The sequence below is a fragment of the Streptomyces changanensis genome (assembly GCF_024600715.1).
GTDB lineage: Bacteria > Actinomycetota > Actinomycetes > Streptomycetales > Streptomycetaceae > Streptomyces > Streptomyces changanensis.
This window is the reverse complement of sequence record NZ_CP102332.1, coordinates 1,615,218-1,641,862: the sequence shown is the minus strand read 5'-3', so window position 1 is coordinate 1,641,862 and position 26,645 is coordinate 1,615,218. Positions and strand designations below refer to the sequence as shown.

The following is a 26,645-nucleotide window of genomic DNA, read 5'->3' as shown; positions in this document are numbered from 1 at the left end:
GGAGAGAGATGGCCAGGCGCGAGCGGGTGGTCCGCATGTCCGTGGAGCAGCCGCTGTGGCGCGCGCTCACGGCCTACCGGGTCCTCACCATGGTCTACGCGGACCTCCTCTTCGTCGTCACCCGTGACGACTTCGAACGGCCCTGGGTCGCCGCGGCGTTCCTCGCCGTGCTGACGGTCTGGACCCTCGCGTCCCTGCCGAAGGTGGCCGGCGCCGCCCGCTGCACCCGCCGCTTCCTCGCCGTCGACCTGACCGTCGCGCTCGTCGGGATCCTGCTGACCCCGGTCGCCGACGCGCACGCGCAGCTCCAGGACGGGCCCACGCTGCCGTCGATCTGGACGGCCGGTGCGGTCCTCGCGTACGCCATCAAGGGCGGCTGGCGCTGGGCCGGGTTCGCGTCCTCGCTGGTCGCGGTCGCCAACATCGTCGAGCGCGGCGAGCCCAGCCGCGACACCTTCCACAACGTGCTGCTCGTGTGGGTCGCCTCCATCGCCATCGGATACGTCGTCGAGGTCGCCCGGGCGTCCGAGCGGACCCTGGCCCGCGCCCTGGAGATCGAGGCCACCACCCGCGAGCGGGAGCGCCTGGCCCGCGACATCCACGACTCGGTCCTCCAGGTGCTGGCCATGGTGCAGCGCCGCGGCACCGCCCTGGGCGGTGAGGCCGCGGAACTGGGGCGGATGGCCGGGGAGCAGGAGGTCGCGCTGCGTACCCTCGTCGCGGGCGGGCTCGTCCGCCCCTCGCACGTCTGCGAGGACGCCTCCCAGGGCGCGGTCGTCCGCCTGGTCGACGAACCGGACGGGCCGGAAGGGACGGGCGGGCCGGACGGGACGCAGGGGCCGGGCGGGACGGACGAACCGGGCGGGGCGGGGTCCGCCGGCACCGGCGAGCGGGACCTGCGCACCCTGCTCGCCCCGCACGCCGGGGCGCGCGTGACGTTCGCCGAGCCGGGGGCGCCGGTGTGGCTGCCGCGCCGGGCCGCCGCCGAACTGGCGGCCGCCGTGGGCGCCGCCCTGGACAACGTACGCCGGCACGCCGGGCCGGACGCCCGGGCGTGGATCCTCGTCGAGGACTGGGTGGACGAGGTGGTCGTGACGGTGCGCGACGACGGACCGGGCATACCGGAAGGGCGCCTGGCCCAGGCGGAGAGCGAGGGGCGCCTCGGCGTGGCCCAGTCCATCCGCGGCAGGCTCCGTGACCTGGGCGGGACGGCGGAGCTGGTGACCGTCCCCGGCCAGGGCACGGAGGTGGAGTTGAAGGTCCCACGGGGGAAGGCGAGACGATGACGGAACAGCCGATCAAGGTGATGGTGGTCGACGACCACCCGATGTGGCGCGACGCCGTCGCCCGGGACCTGGCCGAGGCCGGGTTCGACGTGGTCGCGACGGCCGGCGACGGCGACCAGGCCGTGCGCCGCGCCCGCGCCACCGCGCCCGACGTCCTGGTCCTGGATCTGAACCTGCCCGCCAAGCCGGGCGTCCAGGTCTGCAAGGAACTGGTCGGGGCGGGCGAGGAGCCGCGCCCGCGGGTCCTCGTGCTCTCCGCGAGCGGCGAGCACGCCGACGTCCTGGAGGCCGTGAAGTCCGGCGCCACCGGCTACCTGCTGAAGTCGGCCAGTACCGGAGAACTGCTCGACGCGGTGCGGCGCACGGCTGCGGGCGACCCGGTCTTCACGCCGGGCCTGGCCGGGCTGGTGCTCGGCGAGTACCGCCGCCTCGCCGCGGAGCCCGCCCCCGCCCGGGGCGCCGCCGAACCCGGCGCCCCCCGCCTCACCGACCGCGAGACCGAGGTCCTGCGTCTCGTGGCCAAGGGCCTCAGCTACAAGCAGATCGCCGAGCGTCTGGTGATCTCCCACCGCACGGTGCAGAACCACGTCCAGAACACGCTGGGCAAGCTCCAGCTGCACAACCGCGTCGAGCTCGTCCGGTACGCCATCGAGCGCGGCCTCGACGACGCCTGACCGCACCCGCCCCGACGCACCCGCCTGACCGCCCGGCCGCGCCCCACGGGTCGCACCGCCCGCCCGGCCGCCCGGGCCCGCACGGCACGGACGCCGCCCGGTCCGGGCCCGCACGGCGTGGCGCCCGTCGCCCGCGCCGTGCGGTCACCCCGTGGCGTCCTCCCGTGAGGTCAGGCCGAGGGCCGCCGCAGCGGGAGGGCCGCCGTACCGGCCCCGACCACCTGTCCCAGCAGCTCGCGCACGACCTCCGGCCCGTCGAGGGTGAGCACCGACTCGGGGTGGAACTGCACCCCCGCGAAGCCCGGCCCGCGCAGCGCGTGCACCTCGCCGCCGGCCGGATCCCGGCTCACCTCCACGCCGCGCGCGGCGAGCCGGTCCGCCGCCGCGTCGTCGCAGCGGGCCGTATGGCTGTTGTAGAAGCCGACGGTGCGGCGCGCCCCGAACAGGTCCACCTCCACCTGGGCGCCCTGGAACGGCGTGCGCTTGCGCACGATGTCCAGGCCGAGGTGCGCGGCGACCAGTTCGTGCCCGAGGCAGACGCCCAGGACGAACGGACGGTCCGCCGGTCCGCCCGTGCCCAGCAGGGCGGCGGTCAGCGCCCGCAGGGTCCGCATCTTCGGGTCGTCCGGGTCGGACGGGTCACCGGGCCCCGGCCCGAGGACGACCGGCCCGGCGTGGCCCAGCACGGCCTCGCGCAGGCCCGGCTCGTCGAAGCGCCGCACGGTCACCTCCAGCCCCGACGAGCCGAGCAGGTGCGCCAGCATCGAGGTGAAGGTGTCCTCGCCGTCCACGACCAGGGCGTGCCCCCGCAGCGCGGTGGAGCGCTCCTGCATGCGCAGCCAGAACGGCGCCAGGTCCGCGCGCCGGGCGTCCAGCGCCGCCCGCACGCGGGGGTCGTCGGCGAGCCGCGGCGCCCGCGCGGCCTCGCGGGCCCGGCCCGGTCGCACCCCGAGCGCGGCGAGGACGCCCGCCGCCTTGGCGTGGGTCTCCGCGACCTCGCCCTCCGGGTCGGAGTGGCGCACCAGCGTCGCTCCGACGGGTACCCGCAGCCGGCCGTCGGCGGCGATGTCGGCGGTGCGGATGAGGATGGGGGAGTCGAGGGTCTGCGCGCCGCCCGCGTCCGTGCCGAGCAGCGCCAGGGCGCCCGCGTAGTAGCCCCGCCCGCCGTGCTCGTGGCGCTCGATCACCCGGCAGGCGTTCTGCACCGGCGAGCCGGTGACGGTCGCCGCGAACATCGTCTCGCGCAGCACCTCCCGCACGTCCAGCGACGAGCGGCCCCGCAGCTCGTACTCGGTGTGCGCCAGGTGCGCCATCTCCTTCAGCCGGGGCCCGACCACGACACCGCCCATGTCGCCGACGGCGCACATCATCTTCAGTTCCTCGTCGACGACCATGGACAGCTCGTCGGTCTCCTTGCGGCTGGCGAGGAAGGTCAGCAGGCCCTCCGGCGTGGGGTCGCCGGCCGGGTAGCGGTAGGTGCCGCTGATCGGGTTCATCACGACGGTGCCGCCGGACATCCGGACGTGGACCTCGGGGCTGGCCCCGACCAGGGTGCGGTCGCCGGTGTGCACGACGAAGGTCCAGTACGCGCCGCGCTCCTGCGCGAGCAGCCGGCGGAACAGGGCCAGCGCGTCGGCCCGGCCGAAGTCGGGGATCCGTCCGGTGTAGGTGCGGCGGATGACGAAGTTCGCGCCCTCGCCGCTCCCGATCTCGTCCTCCACGACCCGCCGGACCGTCCGCGCGTACTCCTCGTCCGGTACGTCGAAACCGCCGTCCTCGACCCGGACCGCGTGGGTGGGGAGCCGGTCCAGGGCGTCGGCGAGCGTCAGCTCGTACGACGCGTCGGCGACCAGCACGGACAGGGGCGTGCCGTCGTCGCGGACGTCGAAGCCGCGCTCGCGCAGCTGCCGGAAGGGGACGAGGGCCAGCGTGGGGCGGTCACCGACGGGCAGGTCGGCCAGCCGCCGCGCCTCGTGGACGGGGCCGACGAGGACCTCGACGGTGTCGTGGTCGCGGCCGGGGGTGCGCCGGCGGAGCAGCGCGAAGGGCGGGCCGTGCGGATCCAGCAGCGCGCCGAGGTCGGCGTCGGTCCCGGTGCCGACGGCGGTGCCGCTGTCGGTGCCCGCTTCGGTGCGGGAGTCCGTGCCGGTGTGCGTGCGGGCGTGCGTGCCGGTGTGCGGGGAGGTGTCCGTGCCGGGGCCGGACGTGGTGCCGAGGTCCATCCGTGGTGTTCCTTCCGTGGTGGGAGGAACGGCCCGGTAACGCAGGAAGGCCGCCCCTCGGGCGGCCTTCGCGTGTCGTGTGCGCGCGTCGTCAGTGGGCCGCCGATTGAGCGGTCCACCACCAGTTCCGGGTCGTCTGCGCGAACATGGCGCCGACCCTAGCGCATCCGCGCGCGGCCACGCGGGCCGTCCTGGTGGACGGGCCGGTCCGCGCGCCGCGGACGGAGCCGCCGGCCCCGGCGGGGGCCGGCCGGTCAGGCGGTCGGACGAAGAGGTTGTGGATCCGCCGGCCTCCGCCGACCGCCGTGCGGGCGCGAACCGCGCGGTGGCGCTGCCGGTGCCCTGGTACAGCCGGAGCGCGCCGGAGGTGTCGCGCGCGCCGGTCCCGCCTACGGCATCCGGGTGAGTGGAAGGTCTCGTCTCACTTCCTGAGCCGGGACGTGGACGGCCGCGCGAACCGCGTAATGTTGTCGAGGTGACCGTGAACGCTGACACCCACGCCGTCGCCGCCAAGGCGACCTGGCGAGACCTGCCCGCGGCGCAGCAGCCCGAGTACCCGGATGCCGAGGCTCTGCGCGATGTGATCGCCGACCTCGAGTCCTATCCGCCGCTCGTCTTCGCCGGCGAGTGCGACCAGCTGCGCGCCCGGCTGGGAGCCGTCGCCAGGGGCGAGGCGTTCCTCCTCCAGGGTGGCGACTGCGCCGAGTCCTTCGACGCGGTCGGGGCCGAGGACATCCGGGCGAAGCTGAAGACGCTGCTGCAGATGGGCGCCGTCCTGACGTACGCCGCCTCCGTACCCGTCGTGAAGGTCGGGCGGATCGCCGGCCAGTACTCCAAGCCGCGCTCCAAGCCCACCGAGACCCGCGACGGCGTGACCCTGCCGACCTACCGCGGCGACTCGGTGAACGGCTTCGACTTCACCGAGGAGTCGCGCGTCCCGGACCCGCAGCGGCTGAAGCGGATGTACCAGGCGTCCGCCTCGACGCTGAACCTGGTCCGCGCCTTCACCACCGGCGGCTACGCCGACCTGCGCCAGGTGCACGCCTGGAACCAGGACTTCGTCAAGTCCTCCCCGTCCGGTCAGCGCTATGAGCAGCTGGCCCGGGAGATCGACGACGCCCTGAACTTCATGAAGGCGTGCGGCACGGACCCGGCCGAGTTCCGCACGGTCGAGTTCTACGCCTCCCACGAGGCGCTGCTCCTCGACTACGAGTCGGCCCTGACCCGGGTGGACTCGCGCACCGGCGAGCTGTACGACACGTCCGGCCACATGGTGTGGATCGGTGAGCGCACCCGCCAGCTCGACCACGCGCACATCGAGTTCGCCTCCAAGGTCCGCAACCCCGTCGGCGTCAAGCTGGGCCCGACCACGACGGTCGACGAGGCGCTGACCTACATCGACCGCCTGGACCCGGAGCGCGAGCCCGGTCGGCTGACCTTCATCGTCCGCATGGGCGCCGACAAGGTCCGCGACCGGCTCCCCGAGCTCGTCGAGAAGGTCACCGCGTCGGGCGCCTCCGTCGTGTGGGTCACCGACCCGATGCACGGCAACACCTTCGAGGCCGCCTCCGGCCACAAGACGCGCCGCTTCGACGACGTCCTGGACGAGGTCAAGGGCTTCTTCGAGGTCCACAAGGCGCTGGGCACGCACCCGGGCGGCATCCACGTCGAGCTGACCGGCGACGACGTCACCGAGTGCGTGGGCGGCGGCGACGAGATCTTCGTCGACGACCTGCACCAGCGGTACGAGACGGCCTGCGACCCGCGGCTCAACCGCAGCCAGTCGCTGGACCTGGCCTTCCTGGTGGCGGAGATGTACCGCGCCCAGTGAGTGAAGGTCGCTGATCATGGCCGGAAACGGCCTTGACGGCATGGTGGGGCGCGGATCCATGTGATCCGCGCCCCATCGCGTTTTCCGGGGTCTCCCGGACTTTCGCGGCCCCTGCCCTATGGGTAAGGTTAGGTTTGCCTCACCGACCGGGCGGGGCGTTTTCGACGGCCGAGGCCCCGAACCTGCAGGGAGGTGACCCGCGTGTACGTCTGCTCGTGCTTCGGTATCACCGAGAAGCAGGTCAAGGAACACGCGGACGCCGGCGCCTGCACGCCGCGCCAGATCGCCTCGGCCTGCAAGGCCGGCACCGACTGCGGTTCCTGCGTACGTCGCATCCAGGCCATCCTCGGCCGGGGTGCCTGCCCCCGACGCGACCTGCTGGACCAGGGCGAGCCGGCGCTGTCCGGGCTCGCCGCCGCCCCCACCGCGACCGGATCCCCGGTCCCGGTGTCCGAGGCGGCCTGAGCCGTACGGGCTAGCCCTCGGGCTGCTCGATGGCCTGGGCCAGGTAGAGCGCCTCGCCGAGCTTGCTCACCAGCTCCAGCTGCGTGTCGAGGTAGTCGATGTGGTGCTCCTCGTCGGCGAGGATCGACTCGAAGATGTTGGCCGAGGTGATGTCGCCCTTGCTGCGCATCACGTCGATGCCGCGCTTCAGGCGGTCGATCGCCTCGACCTCCACCTCGCGGTCCGCCTGGAACATCTCCGTCACCGACTGGCCCACGCGGACGTGGAACAGCCGCTGGTAGTTCGGCAGGCCCTCCAGGAAGAGGATCCGGTCGGTGAGCACCTCCGCGTGCTTCATCTCGTCGAAGGACTCCGCGCGGGTGTACTTCGCCAGCTTCGTCCACCCGAAGTTCTCCTGCATCTTGGCGTGCAGGAAGTACTGGTTGATCGCCGTCAGTTCGGCCGTCAGCTGCTCGTTCAGGAACTCGATGACCTCGGGGTCGCCCTGCATCGCAGAGGCTCCTTCCACGCGTGTGAACGGGGGCGGGATGCGCGCATCCTCGCACCGTGGAGGAGGGCAGTCCAGTAAGTGGAGGCTTAGTGGGACTTGTCCGGATCGCCCCGGCCGCTGGTCGTGACCACCCCTCCCGGTCTGTCACCATTGAGCCATGGGTCAGCCGGAGAGCGAGGAACACCGGGCGGCAAGGGAGTCCGCGCTTCCCCCCGGGCAGCGCCTGCAGCGCGGCTGGCCGGTCACCCACTACGGGCCCGTCCCACGGTTCCGCCCCGAGCGCTGGGAGTTCCGCGTCTTCGGCGCCACCGCGGGCGGCGGCAAGCACTGCTGGAGCCACGAGGAGTTCTCCGCGCTCCCCTTCTCCACCGTCGTGGCCGATCTGCACTGCGTCACGAAGTTCAGCATGGTGGGGGCCGAATGGGGGGGCGTTCCCGCGCGGACCGTCCTGGAGCTCGCCCCGCCGGCCCCCGACGCGACCCACGTGATGGTGTGGGCCGAGTACGGCTTCAGCGCCAACATGCGGCTGTCCGACTTCGCCTCGGAGCGGACCATCTTCGCCACGCACAAGGACGGTGAGCTCCTCACCGCGGAGCACGGCTTCCCGCTGCGGCTGATCGTGCCCCACCTGTACGCGTGGAAGGGCCCCAAGTGGGTCCGCGGCGTCGAGTACATGACCGCCGACCGCCGCGGCTTCTGGGAGGAGCGCGGCTACCACAACGTCGGCGACCCCTGGGCGGAGCAGCGCTACTCCTACCAGGAGGAGCCGGGCGACGGCCCCGAGCTCTGACGCCCGCCGGGCGCGGCGGGCCGAGCCCGTCAGCCGTGGTAGCGGTGCACCACCGCGTGGCCCCTGCCGCGACCGATCAGCCACCTGTTGACCGGCGTGGTGACCGCGAACGCGACGGCGAACGCGAAGGCCAGCGCCGCCCAGAACAGCCCGTCCGACAGGTGCGCGTCCATCGCCCCCGGGACCAGCAGCAGCACGCCGTTGTCCACGACCTCCATGACGGTGATCGACAGCGTGTCCGCGGCGAGCGCGACGCCGACGGCGGCCCGCAGGCCGAGCCCGGCCCGCAGGACCGCCCCGAGCGTCAACGAGTAGCCGAAGAAGAACGCCAGGACGATCGCGAGGGCCATGGTCGGCGCGTTGCCCCAGCCCAGGGCGGTGCCGATGACCATGCCGAGGACCTCGCCGAAGGCACAGCCGGTGAGGCAGTGCAGGGTGGCCCGGGTCGCCGTCGCCCAGTCGGCCGGGCCGTCGGAGGGGGCGTGCTGTCCGCGGTGCGCCGCGGGGTGCGTGTGGTCCATGGTGTGCCCCGTGCCGGGTGGCGGGTGGCGGGTGGCGGGTGGCGGGTGGCGGGTGGCGGGTGGCGGGTGCGGATGGCGGTCGGGCGGTCGGGCCGTCGCACGTGGGACGTGCCCGTACACGACACCGTATGCCTCCCAGGCCGGAGCCGCCCCTCGGGAAGGGGGCGGGTGCCGGGGCGGGGCCGCGCCGGGTGCTCAGTCGCGCAGGGACTTCAGCAGGGCCACGTCCCGCGCGTGCTGCTCCCTGGGGCCCGGCGTTTCGATGACCAGCGGTACGCCCTCGGTCGCCGGGTGGCGCATCAGCTCCCGGAAGGGCTCGTCGCCGATGTGCCCGGCGCCGATGTTGGCGTGCCGGTCCTTGTGCGCGCCGGCGACGTCCTTGGAGTCGTTGGCGTGGATCAGCTTCAGCCTCCCCTCACCGACCGTCTCCACCAGCAGGTCCAGGGTCTTGTGCATGCCGGTCCCGGTCAGGTCGTGGCCCGCGGCGAAGGCGTGGCAGGTGTCCAGGCACACGCCCAGCCGGGGATGGGCGTCGAGCGCCTCGAAGTACGGGCCGAAGTCCCAGGTCATGGAGCACAGCGACGACCCCTGCCCGGCGGTCGACTCCAGCAGCAGGAACGGGTCGTCGTCGTGCGTCAGCTCGTCCAGCAGCGGCAGCACGTGCTCCCGCACCTGGGCGAGCGCCTCCTCCCGGGGCCGTCCGCCGGTCGCCGAGCCGGTGTGCACGACGACGCCCCGGGCGCCGATCGCGCGGCCCCGGCGCAGCGAGTGGCGCAGGGACTCCACCGACCGCTCCACGGTCGCCGCGGTGTGCGAGCCGAAGTTGATCAGGTACGGGGCGTGGACGTACACCGGTATGCCCTCGGCGGCGCAGTGCTCGCGGAACGCGGCGTCCTGCGCCGGGTTGCCGGCGGGCGTCGCCCAGCCGCGCGGGTTGGCGACGAAGACCTGCACGGTCTCGGCGCCCATCTCACGGGCGGCGGCGAGGCCGGTGGCGGCCAGACCGCCGGCCACGGGGACGTGGCCCCCGACGGGGTTGCGCATGGGGTGCCTCTAGATTCCCTTGGTCTTGAGCGTGATCGTGCTGCCCTCCGGTGCGGTGGCCCCGCCGCGCACGGACTGGGAGGCCACGGTGTCGCCGAGGAACGGGAAGCTCCGCTCCACCGTGACCTCGAACCCCGCCTCCTCCAGCCGGCGCTCGGCCTCGTCGACGTCGTCCCCGGTCACGTCGGGCACCTCGACCGCCCGCGGGCCCTTGGAGGGGGTGAGCGTGACGGTGTCGCCCTCGGCCGCCCGGGCGCCCTCCGGCAGGGACTGCGCGGCGACGGACCCGGCGGGCTGGGCGGAGTGGACGGCCTCCTTGGCGAGCACCACCTCGAACCCGGTCTCCACGAGCGTGTCGCGGGCCTTGGCGAGCGGCTGCCCGACCACGCCGGGGACCTCGACCGGGGCGCCCTTGCTGACGACCAGCGCGACGGCCGCGTCCGGGGACTTCTCCGTCCCGGCCGGCGGGTCGCTGCTGATCACCGAGCCGCGCGCGACGCCCGCGTCGAACGCCTCGGTCACCACGCCCGCGGCCAGCCCGGCCGCACGCAGCTTCTCCTTGGCGGCGGCGAGCGGCTCGCCCGCCAGCTCCGGCACCTTGACGATCCTCGGACCGCGGGAGATGACGAGGGTGACCGAGCCGCTGCCGCGGATCCGCTCGCCGGGCGCCGGGTCGGTGGCCATGACGGTGCCGCGCTCGAAGGCGCCGCTGAAGTCCTCGCGGGTCGAGCCGACGTCGAGGCCCTCGTCCGAGAGTCGCCGCTCGGCCTCCGCGCGGGTCTTGCCGAGCACGCCGGTGGTGGGCACGCGCGTGAACTGGCCGGAGTTGATGTACCAGACGCCCGCGCCGACCCCGAGGACCAGCAGCACGGCCGCCAGGGCCGCGACGAGGCCGCGCCGGGGCCCGGCGAGGGCCGCGGCCAGGGCGCCGCGCCGCGCGACGGGCGGCGCGGGGCGCGGCAGCCGGCCCGTACCCGTGCCCGGCGGCACCTCCAGACGGCTGGTGTGGCGGACGTCGTCGCCGGTGGGGAACGGCCGGGCGATGACGCTCGTGACGTCGTCCGGGCCGGTGCCCGCGTCCGGCGCCCCGTCCGGGCCCGTGCCGGCGCCGTCCGCCGTGCGCGCCGCGGGCGGTACGAGGTCGAGCTGCGCCTCGCCGAGCGCGGCGCGGGCCCCGCGGGCCAGCGCCAGGAGCGCCACGGCGTCGTCCGGGCGCTGCCCCGCGTCCCGCACCGTGGCGGCGGCCACCAGCGCGTCCAGCTTTGGCGCGAGGCCGGGGACGGCGGCCGAGGGGGCGGGGACGTCGTTGTTCAGGTGCTGGTAGAGGACCTGGGCGGGGGTGTCCCCGCCGTGCGGCTTGCCGCCGGTCAGCATCTCGTACAGCACGACGCCGCACGCGTACACGTCGGCGCGGGTGTCGGCGGTGCCGTGCTCGATCTGCTCGGGGGCGAGGTACGAGACGGTGCCGAGGACGGAGCCGGTGGTGTTCGTGGCCGTGCCGACGGCCCGGACGAGGCCGAAGTCCGCCACCTTGACCCGGCCGTCGTCACCTATGAGGACGTTCTCCGGCTTCATGTCGCGGTGCACGAACCCGGCGCGGTGCGCCGCCCCGAGCGCGGCGAGCACCGGCTCCAGGATGTCCAGCGCCGCGCGCGGTGGCAGCGCTCCGCGCTCGCGCAGCACGTCGCGCAGGGTGCAGCCGGCGACGTACTCCATCGCCAGGTAGACGTACTCCCCGTCGGCGCCCTGGTCGAAGACGCCGACGACGTTCGGGTGCGAGAGCCGCGCCACGGACTTGGCCTCGCGGATGAACCGCTCCACGAACGTCGCGTCGGTCGCCAGGTCCGGGTGCATCACCTTGAGGGCGAGCACCCGGTCGAGGCGGGTGTCGACGGCCCGGTACACCGTGGCCATGCCGCCGACGGCGACGCGCGCGTCGACCCGGTAGCGGCCGTCGAGCAGCCGGCCGGCGAGCGGGTCGTGAAGGGTCGTATCCACGGGCCCGAGTCTACGAGCCCCCCGGGACCCCTCCCGTCGCCCTGTACATGACCGGCGCCGTCGTGCAGCCGACTTGTGACACGCCGCACGTCGGAGGGGGTCTGGGCGGGGGAGCGGTACCCCTCCGGCGGCTCAGAACGCGGGCCGCTCCGGGTCCAGGACGGCCCGGCCGCCCACGGGGGAGGACGCCCGCGCGAAGTGGCGGCGCGGGATCCGGCCGGCGCGGTGCGCCAGCCGGCCGGCCTCCACGGCGTGCCGCATCGCCTCGGCCATCAGCACCGGCTCCTGCGCCCGCGTCACCGCGGACGCCAGCATCACCGCCGCGCAGCCGAGCTCCATCGCCAGCGCCGCGTCCGACGCCGTACCGGCGCCCGCGTCCAGGATCACCGGCACGCGCGCGTGCTCCACGATCAGCTGGAAGTTGTGCGGGTTGCGGATGCCGAGCCCGGACCCGATCGGCGAGCCCAGCGGCATGATCGCCGCACAGCCGGCGTCCTCCAGCCGCCGTGCCAGGACCGGGTCGTCATTGGTGTACGGCAGTACCGTGAAGCCGTCGTCGACCAGCGTCTCCGCCGCCTCCAGCAGCTCGATCGGGTCCGGCAGAAGCGTCCGCTCGTCCGCCACGACCTCCAGCTTCACCCAGTCCGTGCCGAGCGCCTCGCGCGCGAGGCGGGCCGTCAGCACGGCCTCGCCCGCCGTGAAGCAGCCCGCGGTGTTCGGCAGCACCCGGATGCCCAGCCGGGTCAGCACCGACAGCACCGAGCCGTGCACGGTGGGGTCGATGCGGCGCATCGCCACGGTCGTGAGCTGCGTACCGCTGGCCACGAGGGCCCGTTCGAGCACGTCGAGGCTGGGAGCCCCGCCGGTGCCCATGATCAGCCGGGAGTCGAAGGGGGTCCCGGCGATGGTGAGACGGTCGTCGGCCATGGCTCAGCCCCCCTGCACGGCGGTGAGGACCTCGACCCGGTCGCCGTCGGCGAGCGCCGTCGCCGCCCAGGCGCCGCGCGGGACGACGGTCTCGTTGACCGCGGCCGCCACCCCCGAGGGGGCGGCCGTGAGCGTGGCGACCAGGGCGTCGAGGGTGAGGGGGGCGGCCAGCTCGCGCGGCTCGCCGTTCACCGACACGGTGACGGCGCCGCCTGCCTGGTGGCTCATGACACTCCTACGGGGGCGGGGGCGGGGGCGAAGCGGGCGGGGGTGAACGCGCGGGCGACCTCGGGCAGCTCCCCGGTGGCCAGCAGCGCGCCCATCACGTCGCCGGTGACCGGGGTCAGCAGGACCCCGTTGCGGTAGTGCCCGGTCGCCAGGTGCAGACCGGGCAGCGCGGACGGGCCCAGTAGCGGCGCGTTGTCGGGCGATCCGGGCCGCAGTCCGGCGCACGTCTCGGTGAGCGGCAGCTCGGTGATGCCCGGCACCAGCTCGTGGGCGTCGCGCAGCAGCTCGTACACGCCGCCCGCCGTGACCGTCGTGTCCCACCCCAGCTCCTCGCTGGTCGCGCCCACGACGAGTTCGCCGTCGGCGCGGGGCACGAGGTAGACGTGGCTGCCGCGCACGACGGCCCGCACCGACCGGTTCAGGAACGGCGCGTACGCCGGGGGCACCGTCAGCCGCAGCACCTGGCCCTTCACCGGCCGCACCGGCGGGAGCGCCGCCTCCGGCACGCCGTCGAGCCGCCCGCTGAGGCTGCCCGCCGCGAGCACCACCTGCTCCGCGACCACGTCCGTGCCGTCCGCGAGGACCGCGCCCGCGGCCCGCCCGCGCGCCGTGGACAGCCGTACCGCGCGGGTGCGGTGGAAGACCACCCCGGCCCGCTCGCAGGCGGTCACCAGCGCGGCGGACAGCCGGCGGGGATCGACCTGGTGGTCACCGTCCACCCGCAGCCCGCCGCGCACGGCGGGCGCCAGCATGGGCTCCAGGCGCCGGCACTCGCGGCCGGTCAGCCACTCGGACGCGAGTCCGCACCGCTGCTGGAGCGCGTGCAGCTCCCGCAGGTGGGCGCGGTCGTCGGCGTCCAGCGCGACGGCGAGCGTGCCGCACGTGCGGAAGCCGACCTCCAGCCCCGAGGCTGCCTCCAGCTCGGCGACGAAGTCCGGGTACCGCCCGGCCGAGGCGAGGTTGAGGCCGAGCAGCGTCTCCTCGCCGTAGTGCAGCTCCGTGACGGCGGCGAGCATCCCGGCCGCCACCTGCGCGGCCCCGCCGCCGGGCCGCGGGTCGGCCACGGCGGTGCGCAGGCCCCGCTGCGCGGCCCGCCAGGCCGTGACCAGGCCGATGATCCCGCCCCCGATGACGAGGACGTCCGACGCACTGCGCGAAGCCGTACCGGGGACGGGCGCGCTGCGGGCGGACGTGGTGCCCGAAGGCGTACCGGGTGCGGGTGGTGTGCCGTGTGGCGGCGTACCGCCCGAAGGCGTGCTGCCCGGCGGCGTACCGCCTGAAGGCGTGCTGCGTGACATGGGCGTCCAGCCCCTCCCTTCGCCGGCATGACCCGGATCAGGTTCGTACGGTCGGAGGCCGCTCAGCCTCCCTCTCAGCCCGGTGCGCCGGGCTCCCGCGATGTTCTGGCGGGGCCAGGGTAACCCCCCGTCCCGGGCGGCGGTAAGGGAGTCCGTGGCCGACGGGTCGGCGTGAGCGCCTTCCTGACGGTGGGCCCGCTGCGTAAGGTGATCGCGTGAGCGAGCAGCAGCGGGAGCAGCAGGGGCACGCGACGGACACGGCCGGCACGGACCCGGCCGGCACCGACACGGCGGGGGCCGGCCCGGCCGGCACCGTCATGGCGGGCAGCGACCCGGCGGCCGCCGCGGGCGTGGCCGGTACGGGCGCGACGGGCGGTCGGCGCGTGGTCGTGGTCGGCGCCGGGATGGCCGGGGTGCAGACCGCGGTCGCGCTGCGGGACCAGGGGCACACCGGACCGGTGGTCCTCATCGGCGCCGAGCCCCACCAGCCCTACGACCGGCCGCCGCTCTCCAAGGCCCTCCTCCTCGGCACCGCCGAGGGCTCGGCCTTCGAGGTGGACTTCGAGGCGCTCGACGTCGAACTGCGCCTCGGCGTCGAGGTCAGCGGTCTGCGCCCCGCCGACCGGGAACTCGACACGGAGGCCGGCCCGGTCCCGTACGACGTGCTGGTCATCGCCACCGGCGCCGTGCCCGTCACGCTGCCCGGCTCCGAGGGCGTCCCCGGCGTCCACCTGCTGCGCACCCTCGACGACGCGGAGCGGCTGCGCCCCGTCCTCGCCGACCAGCACGACGTGGTGGTCGTCGGCGCCGGCTGGATCGGCGCGGAGTTCGCCACGGCGGCCCGCGGGGCGGGGTGCGCCGTCACCGTCGTGGAGGCGGCCGACCGCCCGCTGGCGGGCGCGCTCCCGGCCGAGGCGGCGGAGCCGATGGCCGAGTGGTACGAGGAGAGCGGCGCCCAGCTGCTGACCGGCGCGCGCGTGGACCGGGTCGAGCCCGGCCAGGTCGTCCTGGAGGACGGCCGCGTCCTGCCCGCCGGGGCCGTCGTCGTCGGCATCGGCGCCCGGCCGGCCACGGGCTGGCTCGCCGGTTCGGGCGTCGACCTCGGACCCGACGGCGCCGTCCTCGCCGACGACCACCTGCGCACCTCCGTGCCGGACGTGTACGCCGTCGGCGACTGCGCCTCCTTCCCGTCGGCCCGGTACGGGACGCGGCTGCTCGTGCACCACTGGGACAACGCCCTCCAGGGGCCCCGCACGGTCGCCGCGGCCGTCGCCGGCGCGCAGGCGCGGCCGTACGACCCTGTGCCGTACTTCTGGTCGGAGCAGTTCGGGCGCTTCGTCCAGTACGCCGGCCACCACGCGTCCGCCGACACGACGGTCCACCGCGGCGACCCCGCCGACGCGGGCTGGGCGGTGGCCTGGCTGCGCGACGGCGCGCTCGTCGCGCTGCTCGCCGTGGGCCGGCCGCGCGACCTGGCGCAGGGGCGCAGGCTCATCGAGTCCGGCGAGCCGCTCGACCCGGCGCTGGTCGCGGACGCCTCCGTCCCGCTGAAGTCGGCGGTACTGACCTAGGGGTGGCACTCCGGCGCCGGGTCCGAGCGCGTGGCGACGGCCCGCGCGCCGCACCGGTTCGGCGGCGCGCGTCCCCGGACGGCCGGACCCGGGTACCGGCTGTCAGCGCGGGATGGCAGGCTTGTCGTGTGACCGAGATTGACGCGAAGACCGATGCGCTCGTCCCCGACTGGCTGTACCTGCCCGACATCGCCGAGCTCCTCGGCATCCAGGTGACACGGGTGCGGCAGCTCGTCAACGAGGGCCAGCTGATCGCCGTACGCCGCGGGGAGAACCGGGCGCTGCAGGTGCCGGCCGCCTTCATCCAGGACGGCAAGGTCGTCAAGGGCCTGTCCGGGACCCTGACGCTCCTGAGGGACGACGGCTTCACCGACGAGGAGATGCTGGAGTGGCTCTTCACGCCGGACCCCTCCCTGCCGGGCACGCCGGCCCAGGCCCTGGCGGAGAATCGCGGCACGGAGGTGAAGCGCCGCGCCCAGGCGCTCGCCGTCTGAGCCCGTAGCCACCACCATCGACACCCGGCGGTGCGCCGGCCCGGCCCCTGGGTCCGGGGCGGCCCCCGGGCCCGCCAGGCCCTCGGGCCCGGCGGTGGCGCACCGCCGCACCCACTGGGGGGAGCACCTCATGTCCACCACCGCCCGCGCCGCGCTGTCCGCCGCCCGGTTGTACCTCTGCACGGACGCCCGCAAGCGGCAGGGGGACCTCCCCGAGTTCCTCGACGCCGTCCTCGCCGCCGGGGTGGACGTCGTGCAGCTGCGCGACAAGGGCATGGAGGCGGGGGAGGAGCTGGAGCACCTCGCCGTCTTCGCCGACGCCTGCCGCCGCCACGGCCGGCTCCTCGCCGTGAACGACCGCGCCGACGTCGCGCACGCGGCCGGCTCCGCCGTGCTGCACCTGGGCCAGGGGGACCTGCCGGTGCCCGCCGCCCGCGCCCTCCTCGGCGACGACGTGCTGATCGGCCGGTCCACGCACGCGGAGGCGGAGGTCGACGCGGCCGTCGCCGAGCCCGGCGTGGACTACTTCTGCACCGGCCCGTGCTGGCCGACGCCGACGAAGCCCGGCCGGTACGCGCCCGGTCTCGGCCTCGTGCGGTACGCCGCCTCCCTCGGCCAGGACCGGCCGTGGTTCGCGATCGGCGGCATCGACGCCGGGAACCTCGACGAGGTCCTGGACGCGGGGGCCCGCCGGATCGTGGTCGTCCGCGCCGTCACCGAGGCAGACGACCCGGCGGAGGCCACCGCCGCGCTCGCCCGCCGCATCCGCGAGCGCGTCGCCGCGGACCCCCGGCACGCCGACGCCCGGCACACCGCCGACGCCTAGCGCGCCGCCGACAGCCCGGGCCGCCGCCGGAGCCCCGTACGCCACCGACCGCGCAGGCCGCCGCGGAGCCCCCGCAGGTCACCCGACCGCGGGGCCGCCGGCGGAGCCCGACAGGCCGTCGACGCCGCGACTCCCGGGGGGTCTCCGGGGTCCGTCACGGCGTGCTCCGCGCCCCCCGCGGACGTGGGCTGGCCGGTTCCCGGCGAAGCGCACTGTCCAGCATGCGAGACGCAACCCCTGCCAAACAGGGCTTTTGCCATCACGGCTGTCCGAGGCGTGGACGGTAATCCGACAAAACAGGCCAAACGTACTGGCTCGGTTGGGTGAGGGTGATCCCGGTGGCTAACCTGCCCGTATGGCCCTTGGCACACCCTCCACCAGGACGGATCGCGCACGCACCGTGCGCGATCTCCTCGCGGGCGGCACCACGTACTCCTTCGAGTTCTGGGCGCCCAAGACCGAGAAGGGCGAGCGGAACCTCTGGAACGCGCTGCGCCGGGTCGAGGCGGTGGCCCCCAGCTTCGTCTCCGTGACGTACGGAGCCGGCGGTTCCACCCGTGCCGGGACGGTGAAGGCGACCCAGGAGATCGCCGCCGACACCACGCTCACGCCCGTCGCCCACCTCACGGCCGTCGGCCACTCGGTGGCGGAACTGCGCAACATGGTCGGCCAGTTCGCCGACGCCGGGATCCGCAACATCCTCGCCCTGCGCGGCGACCCGCCCGGCGATCCGATGGGGGAGTGGGTGCCGCACCCCGAGGGACTGGACTACGCGGCCGACCTCGTCCGGCTCATCCGCGAGGCCGGCGACTTCTGCGTGGGCGTCGCGGCGTTCCCCGAGATGCACCCCCGGTCCACGGACTGGGACACCGACGTCCGCCACTTCGTGGACAAGTGCCGGGCCGGCGCCGACTACGCCATCACCCAGATGTTCTTCGACCCGGAGGCGTATCTGCGTCTGCGCGACCGGGTCGCCGCAGCCGGCTGCGACACGCCGATCATCCCCGAGGTCATGCCGGTCACGGCCGTCCGGCAGCTCGCCCGGCTGCCCCAGCTCAGCAACGCCCACTTCCCGCCCGCCGTCGAAGAACGGATCCTCGCGGTCAAGGACGACGCGGCCGCTGTACGCTCCTTGGGCATCGAGTTCGCGACGGAGTTCTGTGCGCGGCTGCTGTCCGAAGGTGTGCCCGGACTGCACTTCATCACGCTGAACAACTCCACGGCGACACTCGAGATCTACGAGAATCTCGGACTGCACCCGCAGTCCTGACCGGCCGTACCCGTCACGTCCCGAGGCGGCGGCCGAAGGAGAGGGGCGGGCATGGACTCGACCTGGTGGACGGTCCTCTACATCGCGTTCGGCGTTGTCGCGCTCTGGCTCCTGGGCGAAGTGCTCCTGCAGTACAAGGCCCGGCTGAGGTGGCGCCTGCTGGCCTTCTTCGGCTTCCTCGGGGTCGTCGCGGGCGTGCTGGTGTCCTCGATCGTGGTGATCGTCGCCGGAGCGGTGGCCTTCGGCGTCGGCCAGACGTACGTCACGCTCTCCTTCCTGCGCGGCTTCTCCACCGGGTGGGCGCTCGGCGGCCGGCCCGGCGCGAGCCGCCGCCGCAGGACCGGGGCGGCGGCCCGGGACCAGGGCCCCACGCTGGAGGTCAGCGACCTGTCGTACGAGGAGGCGCAGGTGCCGCCCGTCCCGCAGGCGCCGCCGGTGCACGAGCTGCGGCCGCTGCCCGACGACACCGGCGAGTACGGGGTGTACGACGTGGACAACCCCCACGCCCACGCACACGAGGCGCCGCCCACCACCGGCGGGACCGACCAGGGTGACCACACCGGCTACACCGGCCACACGGACCAGGGTGACCACACCGGCTACACCGGCCACACGGACCAGGGTGACCACACCGGCTACACCGGCCACACGGACCAGGGCGACCACACCGGCTACACCGGCCACGACAACCACGTGGGCCACGACAACCACGCGGGCCATAGCGACCACGCGGGTCACGGCGACCACGCCAGTCCCACCGGCCAGGCCGGTTACGGCACGGGCGGCTACGCCCACGCCTACGACTACGGCACGGGCGACCAGCAGCAGTACGCCGCCTACTCCGACCCGTACATCGGCACCACCACCGCCCCCGTGGGACAGCCGTACGGCGGCTACGACGGATACGGGGACCGGCAGCCCTACGCCGACCCCTACGCCGCCCAGTACGGCATGGACACCCCGCCCGGTGGCGTCTGGGTCCCGCCGCAGCGCGAGGGCGAGCAGCCGCCGCCCCCGCAGGAGCCCCCGTCGCCGTACGGCTACGACCAGGGCGGCCAGCAGTACCGCTACTGAACGGCCACCGCCCGCCCGCCCCCGACACGGGCTACCGCGAGCCGCGGAAGTCCGCGCCCTCCACGATCAGGCCCGCCACGAGGGCGCCGGACATCCCGGCGTGCGCGAGCCCGCCGCCCGGGTGCGACCAGCCACCGGCGAAGTACAGGCCGGGCAGCGGCGCCGGGTTGGCGGCGGGCAGGAACGCGCCGCCGACCCCCGCCAGCGCGGGCCCCGGCACACAGGCCGCGCCGGTCTCCGTCGCCGTGTCGGCGGGGGTGCGCACCTCGCGCCACAGCAGCCGCTCGCGCAGCCCCGGTACGGCGGCCCCGGCCGCCTCCACCATCCGGTCGGCGAACGCCGCGACGGCCTCCTCGCCGCCGCCCCACGCGCCCGCGCCGCCCGGTCCGCCGGGCCCGTCGACGCCGCCCGCCGGGACCGTCGCCGTGACGGTGACCGCCTCGTGCCCGTCGGGCCGCAGCAGGTCGTCGTCCGGACGCAGCACCACCACCGTCGGCCGCGCGCCCGGCGCCCCGCCGGCCAGGGCGGCCCGCTCCCCGGCCGGGTCGGCGGAGTGCACCACCGTGCGGTGCGCCGCACCCGCCTCCCGCGCCCCGCGCAGCGCCAGACACACGGTCACCCGCCCGGTCGCGGCACCGGTCTGGTACCGCGGCCACTCGTCCTGCCGCTGCCACGTCACGACCTGGTCCCGGTAGAGCGCCGGCACCGGAGCGCCCGCGACGACGTGGTCGGCCTCCACGGCACGGCCGTCCGCCAGCGCCACGCCCGCGGCCCGGCCGCCCTCCTCCACCACTTCGGTCACCTCGGCGTCGAACACGAACGCGACCCGCCGCGCCAGGCACCGCTCGTACACGGCGTCGGCCAGCGCCCGCATCCCGCCGCGCGCGTACCAGCTCCCGAAGGTCTGCTCCATGTACGGTAGGACCGCCGCCGACGCCGGCGCCGACGCCGGGTCGAGGCCGTACGCCAGCGCGTAGCCGTCCAGCAGGGCGGCCAACCGCTCGTCGCGCAGCTCCCGCCGCCCCACCTCGGCGACCGTCGTCGCGCCGCGACGCAGCAGCCCGGTCCTGGGCGCCGGGTACGGGTCCCGGGTCAGGGGCGACACGTCGGCGGGCAGCGGCTCCTCCAGCAGCGGCCGCCGCGAGCGGTCCCAGGCGTCGCGGGCCCGGTTCAGGAACGCCGCCCACCTGTCGCCCGAGCCCGGTCCCAGCGCGCCGTCGAGGGCCTCGACGGTGCCGGACCGCGAGGCGTTCGGCAGGGACACCGCCGTACCGTCCGGGAACACGTGCCGGCTCGCCGGGTCCACCTGGGTCAGTTCGACGCAGCGCTCCAGCGGCTCCTTGCCCGTCTTGAGGAACAGGTCCCGGTAGACGGCGGGCAGGTGCAGCAGACCCGGCCCCGTGTCGAAACCGAACCCGTCGCGGGCGAACCGGCGCACCGCTCCGCCGTACGTCCCCGTCCGCTCGTACACCGTCACCCGGTGGCCTGCCACGGCCAGCCGGGCGGCCGCCGCCATGGCGCCCATCCCGGCGCCGATCACCGCAATCCGTGCCATGCCAGGGACTCTATAAGCACCCTCCGCGAGCCCTGCCGGGCGGCCACCGGCCGTACGGCGGTGAGGGCGGGGGAGTACGGACGCGGACGCGATCGTCGCAAGGCGGCAGGGGAGCCGAGTGGGCCCGGGGGCGGAGGGCTGAGTACCCGTACTCAGGGCGCCGGATGAGTAGGCGCGCGGATGGGCGCGGACCCGCCCGGACGGAAGAGTGGGGACCACGGAGGGCGCGCGGCGCCGGCACCGCCGACACGGGGCGGCGGAACCGGCGCCGCGCACCCACCCGCACGGACCCGAGGACGACCGGGGTCCGTGGAAGCACGGGGCCCACGGGGGAAGGACCGGGCCCCACGGGGGAAGCAAGCGGGGCCCACGGGGGAAGGACCGGGCCCCACGGGGGAAGTACGGGGGAACGCGTCGGTCCGGCGGGGCTCGGGGGGATCGAGCCTCGCCGGACCGGCGCTCCCGTACGTCCGAACGCCCCCGCGGCCGCGAACGCCCCGGCTACCTCCGGGCGTTCCCGCGCCCGAGCGTCAGCGGCCGCTCACGCGGCCGTGCAGCAGCCGCGACAGCGCCGCGTGCACGTCGTCGATGGACCGCTCCCGCTGGAACGCCTGCCAGTCGAGCGCCGCCACAAGGACCATGCCCACCAGCGCGGCCGCCGTCAGCGGGATGTCGATGTCCTCGCTCAGCTCGCCGTTCTCGACGCCCTCCCGCAGCACCGTCTCCACCACCGCCACCGCCTCCTGGCGCACCACGAGGAGCGTGGACTGCCACGCCCGGTTGGTGCGCCAGAGCTCGGCGACGTACAGCTGCGTGAAGGCCGGGTAGCGGTCGATGAAGACCAGACCGGCGCGGACCATCGCGTCCAGCGCCTCGACCCGCGTCCCGCCGCGCGCCGCCGTCTCGTCGGCGGCGGTGCGCAGCGAGGCGGTGAGGAGTCCGACGCCGTGCCGCAGCAGCTCCTCGAAGAGCTCGGTCTTGCTCTTGAAGTTGTAGTAGACCGTGCCCTTGGCCACCCCTGCGCGCTCCGCGATCTCGTCGACGGTCGTCGCCGAGAAGCCCTGCTCGGCGATGAGGGTCACGGCGGCCTCGTACAGCTTGGTGCGGGTGGCCTGCCGGCGCGTGCTCTGGGTGTCCATGGCGTCGATTCTCACAGGTCTCGGCGTTCCTTCCGGCCCTACAGGCTCAGCTCGGGGTGCAGACGGTCGAACGTCCACACCTGCTTGCGGCGGGCGGAGAGCGCCGTCAGCGCCAGCGCCCCCAGCGTGAACGCGGCGAGGACCCCGCAGCCCTGCCAGACCGGGTCCAGCCCGCCACCGGTGATGAGCCGGCGCAGCGCCTCGACGACGTAGGTCATCGGCAGGAACGGGTGGATCGCGTTGAAGAACCCGGGACTGGTCTGTACGGGGTACGTACCGCCGGCCGAGGTCAGCTGGAGCATCAGCAGCGCCAGGACCAGGATCCGACCCGCCGCCCCGAACCGGGCGTTCAGCCACTGGATGATCGCCGCGAAACAGCACGTCACCAGGGCGAGGAAGGCGACCGTCCCGGCGGCGCGCGCCATCCGCAGGCCGAGCCCCCAGTGCAGCACCGCCATGAGCGCGCCCACCTGGAGCAGCCCGATCGCGGCGACGGGCAGCCAGCCGGCGAACGCGATCCGCCAGGCGGAGGCGCCCGCGGCGAGGGCCCGCCGGTTCATCGGCTGGATCAGCATGTACGCCACCATGGCGCCCACCCACAGCGAGAGCGGGATGAAGTAGGGGGCGAAGCCGGTGCCGTAGTTGGCCGCCTTGTGCATCGACTGCGACGCCAGCTTGACCGGGTCGGCCATGACCTCGGTCCGGCGGTCGCGGTCCTGCTTGTCGTAGTCGGGGATCTGCGCGACGCCCTTGTCGAGGCCGCTGGCGAGTTCGGTGGAACCGTCGGCGATCTTGAACAGGCCGCCGTCGAGGTCGTTGGCGCCCTTCTTGAGCTTGCCGGTGCCCGCGTCGATCGCGACGGCGCCGTCCTTGCTCTTGGTGATGCCGGCGTGCAGCTGCGCCATGCCCGAGGCGACGCGGTGGGCGCCGCTGTTCAGCTCGTTGATGCGGGCGATGGCGTAGTCCACGTCGCCGCTGAGCGTCGGCGCGCGCCGGGCGAGGGCCTCGGCCTTCTTCTGGAGGTCGGCGAGGTGGGCGTCCAGCTTCTTCAGGTCGCCGCCGCTGTCCTCCGCGAGCACGGCGAGGTCGTCGGCGATCACGGACACGTCGGTGGAGGCGACCTTCGCCTTCTTCAGCTCCGCGCAGAGCGTCTCGTCCACGACCGGCTCGCCCTCGCACCGCTTGGCGTACAGCGCGGTCAGGCCGTCGGCGGCCTTGTGGGCGCCGGTGCGGGCCCCGGGGCCGAGCTTGACGATGGTGTCCAGGCTGTTGCGGGCGCCCTTGGAGGAGTCGGCGACCAGCCGGGCGGCGTCGCCGATCTGCTTGCCGTTGTCGCGCAGGTACGGCCGGACCTTCGGCGCCACTCCGTTGACCCGGTCGGCGAGCTGCTGCGTGCCGTCGGCGACCTTGCGGCTGCCGGTGGTCAGCTTCCCCGCCGCGGCGTCGATCTTCTTCAGACCGGCGGCGAGCTCGGCGGTGCCGTCCTTCGCCTTCGTGAGGTTGTCGGCGAGGCTCCTGGAGCCCTTCTTCGCCTCGCCCACGCCGTCCTTGAGGTCGTTGGCGCCCTTGGCGGCCTTCTCCGTGGCGTCGTGGATGTCGGAGAAGGAGATGAAGATCTTGTCGAGGAAGGTGCGGGAGGACTTCGTCGACGCGGCGGTGCGGACCTCGGAGAAGACGGTCCGCGAGATCTGGCCGACGATGTAGTTGTTCGCGTCGTTGGTCCGTACCCGCAGGGCGCCGGTCTCCGGCGTGTTCCCCGAACTGGAGGCGATGCGGGCGCTGAAGTCCTCCGGCATCGTCAGCGACAGGTAGTACCGGCCGTCCTCGACGCCCCGGCGGGCCTCGGCGTCGCTGACCTCGTGCCACTCGAAGACCGCGCTCTCGCGCAGCCCCTTGGTGAGGTCGTCGCCGGCCTCGATCCTCTTGCCGTCCGCGGTGGCGCCCTTGTCCTCGTTGACGAGCGCCACGGGGAGCCGGTCGAGCCTGCTGTACGGGTCCCAGAAGGACCACAGGTACAGCGCGCCGTACAGCAGCGGCAGCAGCAGGATCGCGACGAGCGCGGCACGCGGCAGCTTGCCCCGGCCGAACCGCCTCAGCTCAAGCGCGGCCAGTTTCGGCGAGCGCATCGGCCGCCCCCTCCTCGTTGTCGTCGGTGTCCTTGCTCGTGCCCTCGCCCGGGGCCCCGTCCTCCGCGGGGGCCTCGTCCGCACCCGTGGCGGCTTCCGGAGCCTCGGCGTCCGGGCCCGAAGCTGTGGGGCCCGTCGCTTCCGTGCGCTCGGGTTCCGTGCGCTCGGGTTCCGTGCGCTCGGCTTCCGTGCGCTCGGGTTTCCCGAGGGCGGTTTCCGGGCTCTCGGGTACTGCGCGCCCGGTTCCCGGGCCCGCAGCTGCGGGACCCGTCGCTTCCGTGCGTCCGGCTTCCGTGCGCTCGGCTCCCGGACCCTCCGCGGTGGGCCTCGTGCCCGTGGCGGTGCCGCCGGCGGCGGTCTGGGCGCTGCCGTCCGTACGGACCACGACGTCCGCTTCCCGGGGCGTCTCGGTGCACACGGCCAGCACGGTGACGCCGCTGTCGGCGACCGAGCGGAGCATCGCCCAGGCCGCCGCCTCGTCGGCGTCGCCCAGCTTCAGGTCGGCGTCGTCCACCGCGAGGAGCCGGGGCTCGCTCAGCAGCGCCAGCGCCACGGAGAGCCGCAGCGCCTCCAGGCGCTCCAGGTCCCGCACGGAGGTCCGCTCGCCCTTGGGCAGCGTCTCCGGGTCCAGGGCGACCGCCTCCAGGGCGGCCTCCACCCGGCGCCGGTTCTCGGCCGCGCGCTCGGCGCGCGGGCGGAACAGCGCGAGCGGCGAGCCGCCGAAGCGGCGGCGCAGCAGCGCGGCCTCCCGCAGGTGCTCGACGACGGTGAACGCCGGGTCGAGCTCGCTGACGCCCGGCACGTGCGCCAGGGCGCTGATCTTCCGTACGGCGGCCATCTTCCGCGGCAGGCGCACCCCGTCGACGTCGGCGTGCCCCTCGCTCGCCTTCATCCGGCCGGTGAGGGCGAGCAGCAGGCAGGTGCGGCCGGACCCGGAGGGTCCCGCCAGCGCGACGAGGCTGCCGGGCGCGGCGTCCACGCCGACGCCCCGGAACGCCCAGCCGCGCGGGCCCTTGAGCCCGAACCCCTCGGCTCTCACGGCCGCCCCCGACCGGGTGGTGGGCGTACCCGGCCGGGTGGTGGACGCCCCCGACCCCGGCGCGGACGCCCCCGGTCGTGACGTGGGCTTCACCCGCCCCGACGTGGGCTTCCGCGACCCTGGCACGGGCTTCCTCTTCCTCGCCGGGCGGCCCCCGGGCCTCGTCCCAGCGGAACCGGCCTCGTTGTCCGGGCTCTCCACGAACCTCCCCCAACCTCTTTGAACTGACCAGTCAGTTCAAAAGCTACAAGGGTCCGCCACCCGAGGCAAAACCGCCCCCGACCCACTGTCAGTGCCGCCCCGCACCATGGGAACCACACGGCCGCAGCGCCGTCCACGACGACAGGAGGTCCGTCATGGCGAGCGACGTCCACCCCGTCCCGCGCCGCTCCCCGGCCCCACCCGCCGCCCTCGACCTGCTCGCCCAGGCCCACGCCGGCCTCGCCGAGGCCCGCACCCTCGCCGACCCCAACGAGCGCTACGCCACGGCCCACCTGGCCGCCCTGCGCACCGCCGCCGCGGTCCTCGCCGTGCGCGGCCGCCCCGAGACCGACCCGCGCCGGCGCCGCCCGATCCGCACCGCCTGGGAGATCCTGACCGAGACGGCGCCCGAGCTCGCCGAGTGGAGCGCCCTGTTCGCCTCCGGTGCCGACCGCAGGGCCCGCGCCGAGGCGGGCATACGCGGCGCGGCCACCGCGCGGGACGCCGACGACCTCGTGCGCGACGTCGGGATGTTCCTGCGCCTGGTCGAGCGGCTGCTCGGGCTGCGACCGCCGACACCGCGGCCGAGGACCGCCCCCGAGGCCATAGGCTGGGACCGTTCGTAACAGTCACCGAGGAGTCAACTGCCGTGTCGGACCCGCAGCGCCCCCGTGCCTCCCTCCGTACCGCCGTGGTGTGGGATGTCCTGGAGGAGGCTCTCGACCGCAGGGTCAAAGCGACCGGCAAGGAGAGCCTCGACGTCCTGGACACCGGCGGCGGCAGCGGCAACTTCGCCGTGCCCGTCGCACGCCTCGGCCACCGCGTCACGGTCGTGGACCCGAGCCCCAACGCCCTCTTCGCGCTGGAGCGCCGCATCTCCGAGGCGGGCGTCGCCGACCGGGTGAGCGGCGTCCAGGGCGACATCCACGACCTGTTCGACGTCGTCCCGCGCGCCGGGTTCGACGCGGTCCTGTGCCACGGCGTGCTGGAGTACGTCGACGACCCCGCCGAAGGGGTGCGCAACGCCGTCGCGGCCCTCCGCCCCGGCGGCGCGCTGAGCCTGCTCGCGGCCGGGCTCGGCGGCGCCGTCCTGGCGCGCGCCCTCGCCGGGCACTTCACCGAGGCCCTCCGGGCGCTCACCGACCCGTCCGGCCGCTGGGGCGAGGGCGACCCGGTGCCGCGCCGTTTCACGGCCGAGCAGATCACCGCGGCCGTGGAGGCCGCCGGAGTCGAGGTCGGCGCCGTGCACGGGGTGCGGGTCTTCGCCGACCTCGTCCCGGGCGTCCTGGTCGACACCGAGCCCGGCGCCATCGACGCCCTGAACCGGCTGGAAGCGGCCGCCGCGGAACTCCCCGCGTTCCATTCGGTCGCCACCCAGCTGCACGTCCTGGGAGAAAAGCGGGACCGGTCCGACGAGGGGGCCTGATCAGGGGCGCAGCGGCGGATGGAGTAGGCCACAGCCGCCCCGATCGCGCCAGGATCCCCGTATGATCGAGGGACACCATCCGGCATGACGGTTCGGAGGTTGGGGAATCAACGCCTCACCAGCCGAACCGGCATGGCGGCCCGATCGGCG

At 74.8% G+C, this 26,645-nt stretch carries 25 protein-coding genes and 1 riboswitch; of the genes, 12 read left to right on the top strand and 13 right to left on the bottom strand.

Annotated elements, in window-relative coordinates; genetic code table 11:
* The first annotated feature begins 8 nt into the window (after nt 1–8).
* Together macS and NRO40_RS07225 are read left to right on the top strand one after the other, a co-directional pair.
* Complete coding sequence (gene macS, locus NRO40_RS07230; RefSeq protein ID WP_058941356.1) at nt 9–1,286, top strand: MacS family sensor histidine kinase; 1,278 nt, start codon at nt 9–11, stop codon at nt 1,284–1,286.
* Nucleotides 1,283–1,960 (top strand): response regulator, encoded by a 678-nt coding sequence (locus NRO40_RS07225; RefSeq protein ID WP_058941357.1) that lies wholly within the window; start codon nt 1,283–1,285, stop codon nt 1,958–1,960. The genes macS and NRO40_RS07225 overlap by 4 nt, the downstream gene beginning before the upstream one ends.
* A 170-nt stretch (nt 1,961–2,130) precedes the next feature.
* Here NRO40_RS07225 and NRO40_RS07220 read toward each other — a convergent pair whose 3' ends face one another.
* Nucleotides 2,131–4,182, bottom strand: coding sequence for an anthranilate synthase family protein (locus NRO40_RS07220; protein WP_079046918.1), 2,052 nt, complete (start codon nt 4,180–4,182; stop codon nt 2,131–2,133).
* Nucleotides 4,183–4,273: 91 nt separating this feature from the next.
* Nucleotides 4,274–4,330, bottom strand: a complete 57-nt coding sequence (locus NRO40_RS30740) for a trp operon leader peptide (RefSeq protein WP_408057077.1) — start codon at nt 4,328–4,330, stop codon at nt 4,274–4,276.
* Nucleotides 4,331–4,657: 327 nt separating this feature from the next.
* Between NRO40_RS30740 and NRO40_RS07215 the strand changes: the two genes are divergently transcribed.
* On the top strand, nt 4,658–6,013 hold the full coding sequence (locus tag NRO40_RS07215) for a class II 3-deoxy-7-phosphoheptulonate synthase (RefSeq protein WP_058941358.1): 1,356 nt from the start codon (nt 4,658–4,660) through the stop codon (nt 6,011–6,013).
* Nucleotides 6,014–6,205: 192 nt separating this feature from the next.
* Nucleotides 6,206–6,478 carry a (2Fe-2S)-binding protein gene (locus NRO40_RS07210; RefSeq protein ID WP_058941359.1) on the top strand — a complete coding sequence of 91 codons (273 nt, stop codon included), beginning with the start codon at nt 6,206–6,208 and terminating at the stop codon, nt 6,476–6,478.
* A 10-nt stretch (nt 6,479–6,488) separates the two neighbouring features.
* Here the strand turns inward: NRO40_RS07210 and bfr are convergent, their stop codons facing one another.
* Nucleotides 6,489–6,968, bottom strand: a complete 480-nt coding sequence (gene bfr / locus NRO40_RS07205; protein ID WP_058941360.1) for a bacterioferritin — start codon at nt 6,966–6,968, stop codon at nt 6,489–6,491.
* Nucleotides 6,969–7,125: 157 nt separating this feature from the next.
* Between bfr and NRO40_RS07200 the strand changes: the two genes are divergently transcribed.
* The gene (locus NRO40_RS07200) at nt 7,126–7,758 is read left to right on the top strand and encodes a sulfite oxidase-like oxidoreductase (RefSeq protein ID WP_058941361.1); all 633 of its coding nucleotides are present in this window, start codon (nt 7,126–7,128) and stop codon (nt 7,756–7,758) included.
* Nucleotides 7,759–7,787: 29 nt separating this feature from the next.
* Here the strand turns inward: NRO40_RS07200 and NRO40_RS07195 are convergent, their stop codons facing one another.
* The 6 genes from NRO40_RS07195 to thiO all read right to left on the bottom strand — a co-directional run bounded on the left by NRO40_RS07195 (nt 7,788) and on the right by thiO (nt 13,774).
* A complete protein-coding gene (locus NRO40_RS07195; RefSeq protein WP_058941362.1) occupies nt 7,788–8,279 on the bottom strand; it encodes a DUF4396 domain-containing protein in 492 nt (163 codons plus the stop codon).
* Between the two features lie 195 nt (nt 8,280–8,474).
* Nucleotides 8,475–9,323: a deoxyribonuclease IV gene (locus tag NRO40_RS07190; protein WP_058941363.1), complete on the bottom strand. Its 849-nt coding sequence runs from the start codon at nt 9,321–9,323 to the stop codon at nt 8,475–8,477.
* Nucleotides 9,324–9,332: 9 nt separating this feature from the next.
* A complete protein-coding gene (pknB, locus tag NRO40_RS07185) occupies nt 9,333–11,321 on the bottom strand; it encodes a Stk1 family PASTA domain-containing Ser/Thr kinase (protein ID WP_198549290.1) in 1,989 nt (662 codons plus the stop codon).
* A 132-nt stretch (nt 11,322–11,453) separates the two neighbouring features.
* The gene (locus NRO40_RS07180) at nt 11,454–12,248 is read right to left on the bottom strand and encodes a thiazole synthase (RefSeq protein WP_058941364.1); all 795 of its coding nucleotides are present in this window, start codon (nt 12,246–12,248) and stop codon (nt 11,454–11,456) included.
* Nucleotides 12,249–12,251: 3 nt separating this feature from the next.
* Nucleotides 12,252–12,476, bottom strand: coding sequence for a sulfur carrier protein ThiS (gene thiS, locus NRO40_RS07175; protein WP_058941365.1), 225 nt, complete (start codon nt 12,474–12,476; stop codon nt 12,252–12,254).
* A complete protein-coding gene (thiO, locus tag NRO40_RS07170; RefSeq protein WP_079046925.1) occupies nt 12,473–13,774 on the bottom strand; it encodes a glycine oxidase ThiO in 1,302 nt (433 codons plus the stop codon). Before thiO ends, thiS begins: the two co-directional genes overlap by 4 nt.
* A riboswitch (TPP riboswitch) is annotated at nt 13,772–13,883 on the bottom strand. Its footprint overlaps the gene before it by 3 nt.
* A 208-nt stretch (nt 13,884–14,091) precedes the next feature.
* Here thiO and NRO40_RS07165 point away from each other — a divergent pair.
* The 5 genes from NRO40_RS07165 (at nt 14,092) to NRO40_RS07145 (ending at nt 19,009) form a co-directional block, all read left to right on the top strand.
* Nucleotides 14,092–15,345 (top strand): NAD(P)/FAD-dependent oxidoreductase, encoded by a 1,254-nt coding sequence (locus NRO40_RS07165; protein WP_058941390.1) that lies wholly within the window; start codon nt 14,092–14,094, stop codon nt 15,343–15,345.
* Between the two features lie 128 nt (nt 15,346–15,473).
* Complete coding sequence (locus NRO40_RS07160; RefSeq protein ID WP_058941366.1) at nt 15,474–15,839, top strand: Rv2175c family DNA-binding protein; 366 nt, start codon at nt 15,474–15,476, stop codon at nt 15,837–15,839.
* A gap of 130 nt (nt 15,840–15,969) precedes the next feature.
* Nucleotides 15,970–16,665 (top strand): thiamine phosphate synthase, encoded by a 696-nt coding sequence (gene thiE / locus NRO40_RS07155; protein ID WP_058941367.1) that lies wholly within the window; start codon nt 15,970–15,972, stop codon nt 16,663–16,665.
* A gap of 355 nt (nt 16,666–17,020) precedes the next feature.
* Nucleotides 17,021–17,935, top strand: a complete 915-nt coding sequence (metF, locus tag NRO40_RS07150) for a methylenetetrahydrofolate reductase [NAD(P)H] (RefSeq protein WP_058941368.1) — start codon at nt 17,021–17,023, stop codon at nt 17,933–17,935.
* Between the two features lie 51 nt (nt 17,936–17,986).
* Nucleotides 17,987–19,009: a hypothetical protein gene (locus NRO40_RS07145; protein WP_058941369.1), complete on the top strand. Its 1,023-nt coding sequence runs from the start codon at nt 17,987–17,989 to the stop codon at nt 19,007–19,009.
* Nucleotides 19,010–19,040: 31 nt separating this feature from the next.
* Here the strand turns inward: NRO40_RS07145 and NRO40_RS07140 are convergent, their stop codons facing one another.
* The 4 genes from NRO40_RS07140 to NRO40_RS07125 form a co-directional block, all read right to left on the bottom strand.
* Complete coding sequence (locus NRO40_RS07140; protein ID WP_232791003.1) at nt 19,041–20,564, bottom strand: phytoene desaturase family protein; 1,524 nt, start codon at nt 20,562–20,564, stop codon at nt 19,041–19,043.
* A gap of 530 nt (nt 20,565–21,094) precedes the next feature.
* Nucleotides 21,095–21,703, bottom strand: coding sequence for a TetR/AcrR family transcriptional regulator (locus NRO40_RS07135; RefSeq protein ID WP_058941371.1), 609 nt, complete (start codon nt 21,701–21,703; stop codon nt 21,095–21,097).
* A 38-nt stretch (nt 21,704–21,741) separates the two neighbouring features.
* Nucleotides 21,742–23,829: a YhgE/Pip family protein gene (locus NRO40_RS07130; RefSeq protein ID WP_058941372.1), complete on the bottom strand. Its 2,088-nt coding sequence runs from the start codon at nt 23,827–23,829 to the stop codon at nt 21,742–21,744.
* A complete protein-coding gene (locus NRO40_RS07125; RefSeq protein WP_058941373.1) occupies nt 23,801–24,868 on the bottom strand; it encodes an ATP-binding cassette domain-containing protein in 1,068 nt (355 codons plus the stop codon). The genes NRO40_RS07130 and NRO40_RS07125 overlap by 29 nt, the downstream gene beginning before the upstream one ends.
* Nucleotides 24,869–25,224: 356 nt before the next feature.
* On the opposite strand from NRO40_RS07125, the gene NRO40_RS07120 reads away from it, so the two are divergent.
* Nucleotides 25,225–25,695 carry an SAV_6107 family HEPN domain-containing protein gene (locus NRO40_RS07120; RefSeq protein ID WP_107115044.1) on the top strand — a complete coding sequence of 157 codons (471 nt, stop codon included), beginning with the start codon at nt 25,225–25,227 and terminating at the stop codon, nt 25,693–25,695.
* A gap of 23 nt (nt 25,696–25,718) precedes the next feature.
* Nucleotides 25,719–26,495 carry a methyltransferase gene (locus tag NRO40_RS07115; RefSeq protein WP_058941375.1) on the top strand — a complete coding sequence of 259 codons (777 nt, stop codon included), beginning with the start codon at nt 25,719–25,721 and terminating at the stop codon, nt 26,493–26,495.
* The last annotated feature ends 150 nt before the right edge of the window (nt 26,496–26,645 follow it).

Excerpts from the sequence above, each read along its gene's own strand:
- thiS (WP_058941365.1), bottom strand. The coding sequence starts at position 12,476 with ATGAGCCACCAGGCAGGCGGCGCCGTCACCGTGTCGGTGAACGGCGAG.
- macS (WP_058941356.1), top strand. The coding sequence starts at position 9 with ATGGCCAGGCGCGAGCGGGTGGTCCGCATGTCCGTGGAGCAGCCGCTG.
- NRO40_RS07180 (WP_058941364.1), bottom strand. The coding sequence starts at position 12,248 with ATGGCCGACGACCGTCTCACCATCGCCGGGACCCCCTTCGACTCCCGG.
- NRO40_RS07190 (WP_058941363.1), bottom strand. The coding sequence starts at position 9,323 with ATGCGCAACCCCGTCGGGGGCCACGTCCCCGTGGCCGGCGGTCTGGCC.
- metF (WP_058941368.1), top strand. The coding sequence starts at position 17,021 with ATGGCCCTTGGCACACCCTCCACCAGGACGGATCGCGCACGCACCGTG.
- NRO40_RS07195 (WP_058941362.1), bottom strand. The coding sequence starts at position 8,279 with ATGGACCACACGCACCCCGCGGCGCACCGCGGACAGCACGCCCCCTCC.
- NRO40_RS07200 (WP_058941361.1), top strand. The coding sequence starts at position 7,126 with ATGGGTCAGCCGGAGAGCGAGGAACACCGGGCGGCAAGGGAGTCCGCG.
- bfr (WP_058941360.1), bottom strand. The coding sequence starts at position 6,968 with ATGCAGGGCGACCCCGAGGTCATCGAGTTCCTGAACGAGCAGCTGACG.
- NRO40_RS07135 (WP_058941371.1), bottom strand. The coding sequence starts at position 21,703 with ATGGACACCCAGAGCACGCGCCGGCAGGCCACCCGCACCAAGCTGTAC.
- thiE (WP_058941367.1), top strand. The coding sequence starts at position 15,970 with ATGTCCACCACCGCCCGCGCCGCGCTGTCCGCCGCCCGGTTGTACCTC.
- NRO40_RS07220 (WP_079046918.1), bottom strand. The coding sequence starts at position 4,182 with ATGGACCTCGGCACCACGTCCGGCCCCGGCACGGACACCTCCCCGCAC.
- NRO40_RS07130 (WP_058941372.1), bottom strand. The coding sequence starts at position 23,829 with ATGCGCTCGCCGAAACTGGCCGCGCTTGAGCTGAGGCGGTTCGGCCGG.
- NRO40_RS07225 (WP_058941357.1), top strand. The coding sequence starts at position 1,283 with ATGACGGAACAGCCGATCAAGGTGATGGTGGTCGACGACCACCCGATG.
- NRO40_RS07165 (WP_058941390.1), top strand. The coding sequence starts at position 14,092 with ATGGCGGGCAGCGACCCGGCGGCCGCCGCGGGCGTGGCCGGTACGGGC.
- NRO40_RS07145 (WP_058941369.1), top strand. The coding sequence starts at position 17,987 with ATGGACTCGACCTGGTGGACGGTCCTCTACATCGCGTTCGGCGTTGTC.
- NRO40_RS07120 (WP_107115044.1), top strand. The coding sequence starts at position 25,225 with ATGGCGAGCGACGTCCACCCCGTCCCGCGCCGCTCCCCGGCCCCACCC.
- NRO40_RS07140 (WP_232791003.1), bottom strand. The coding sequence starts at position 20,564 with ATGGCACGGATTGCGGTGATCGGCGCCGGGATGGGCGCCATGGCGGCG.
- thiO (WP_079046925.1), bottom strand. The coding sequence starts at position 13,774 with ATGTCACGCAGCACGCCTTCAGGCGGTACGCCGCCGGGCAGCACGCCT.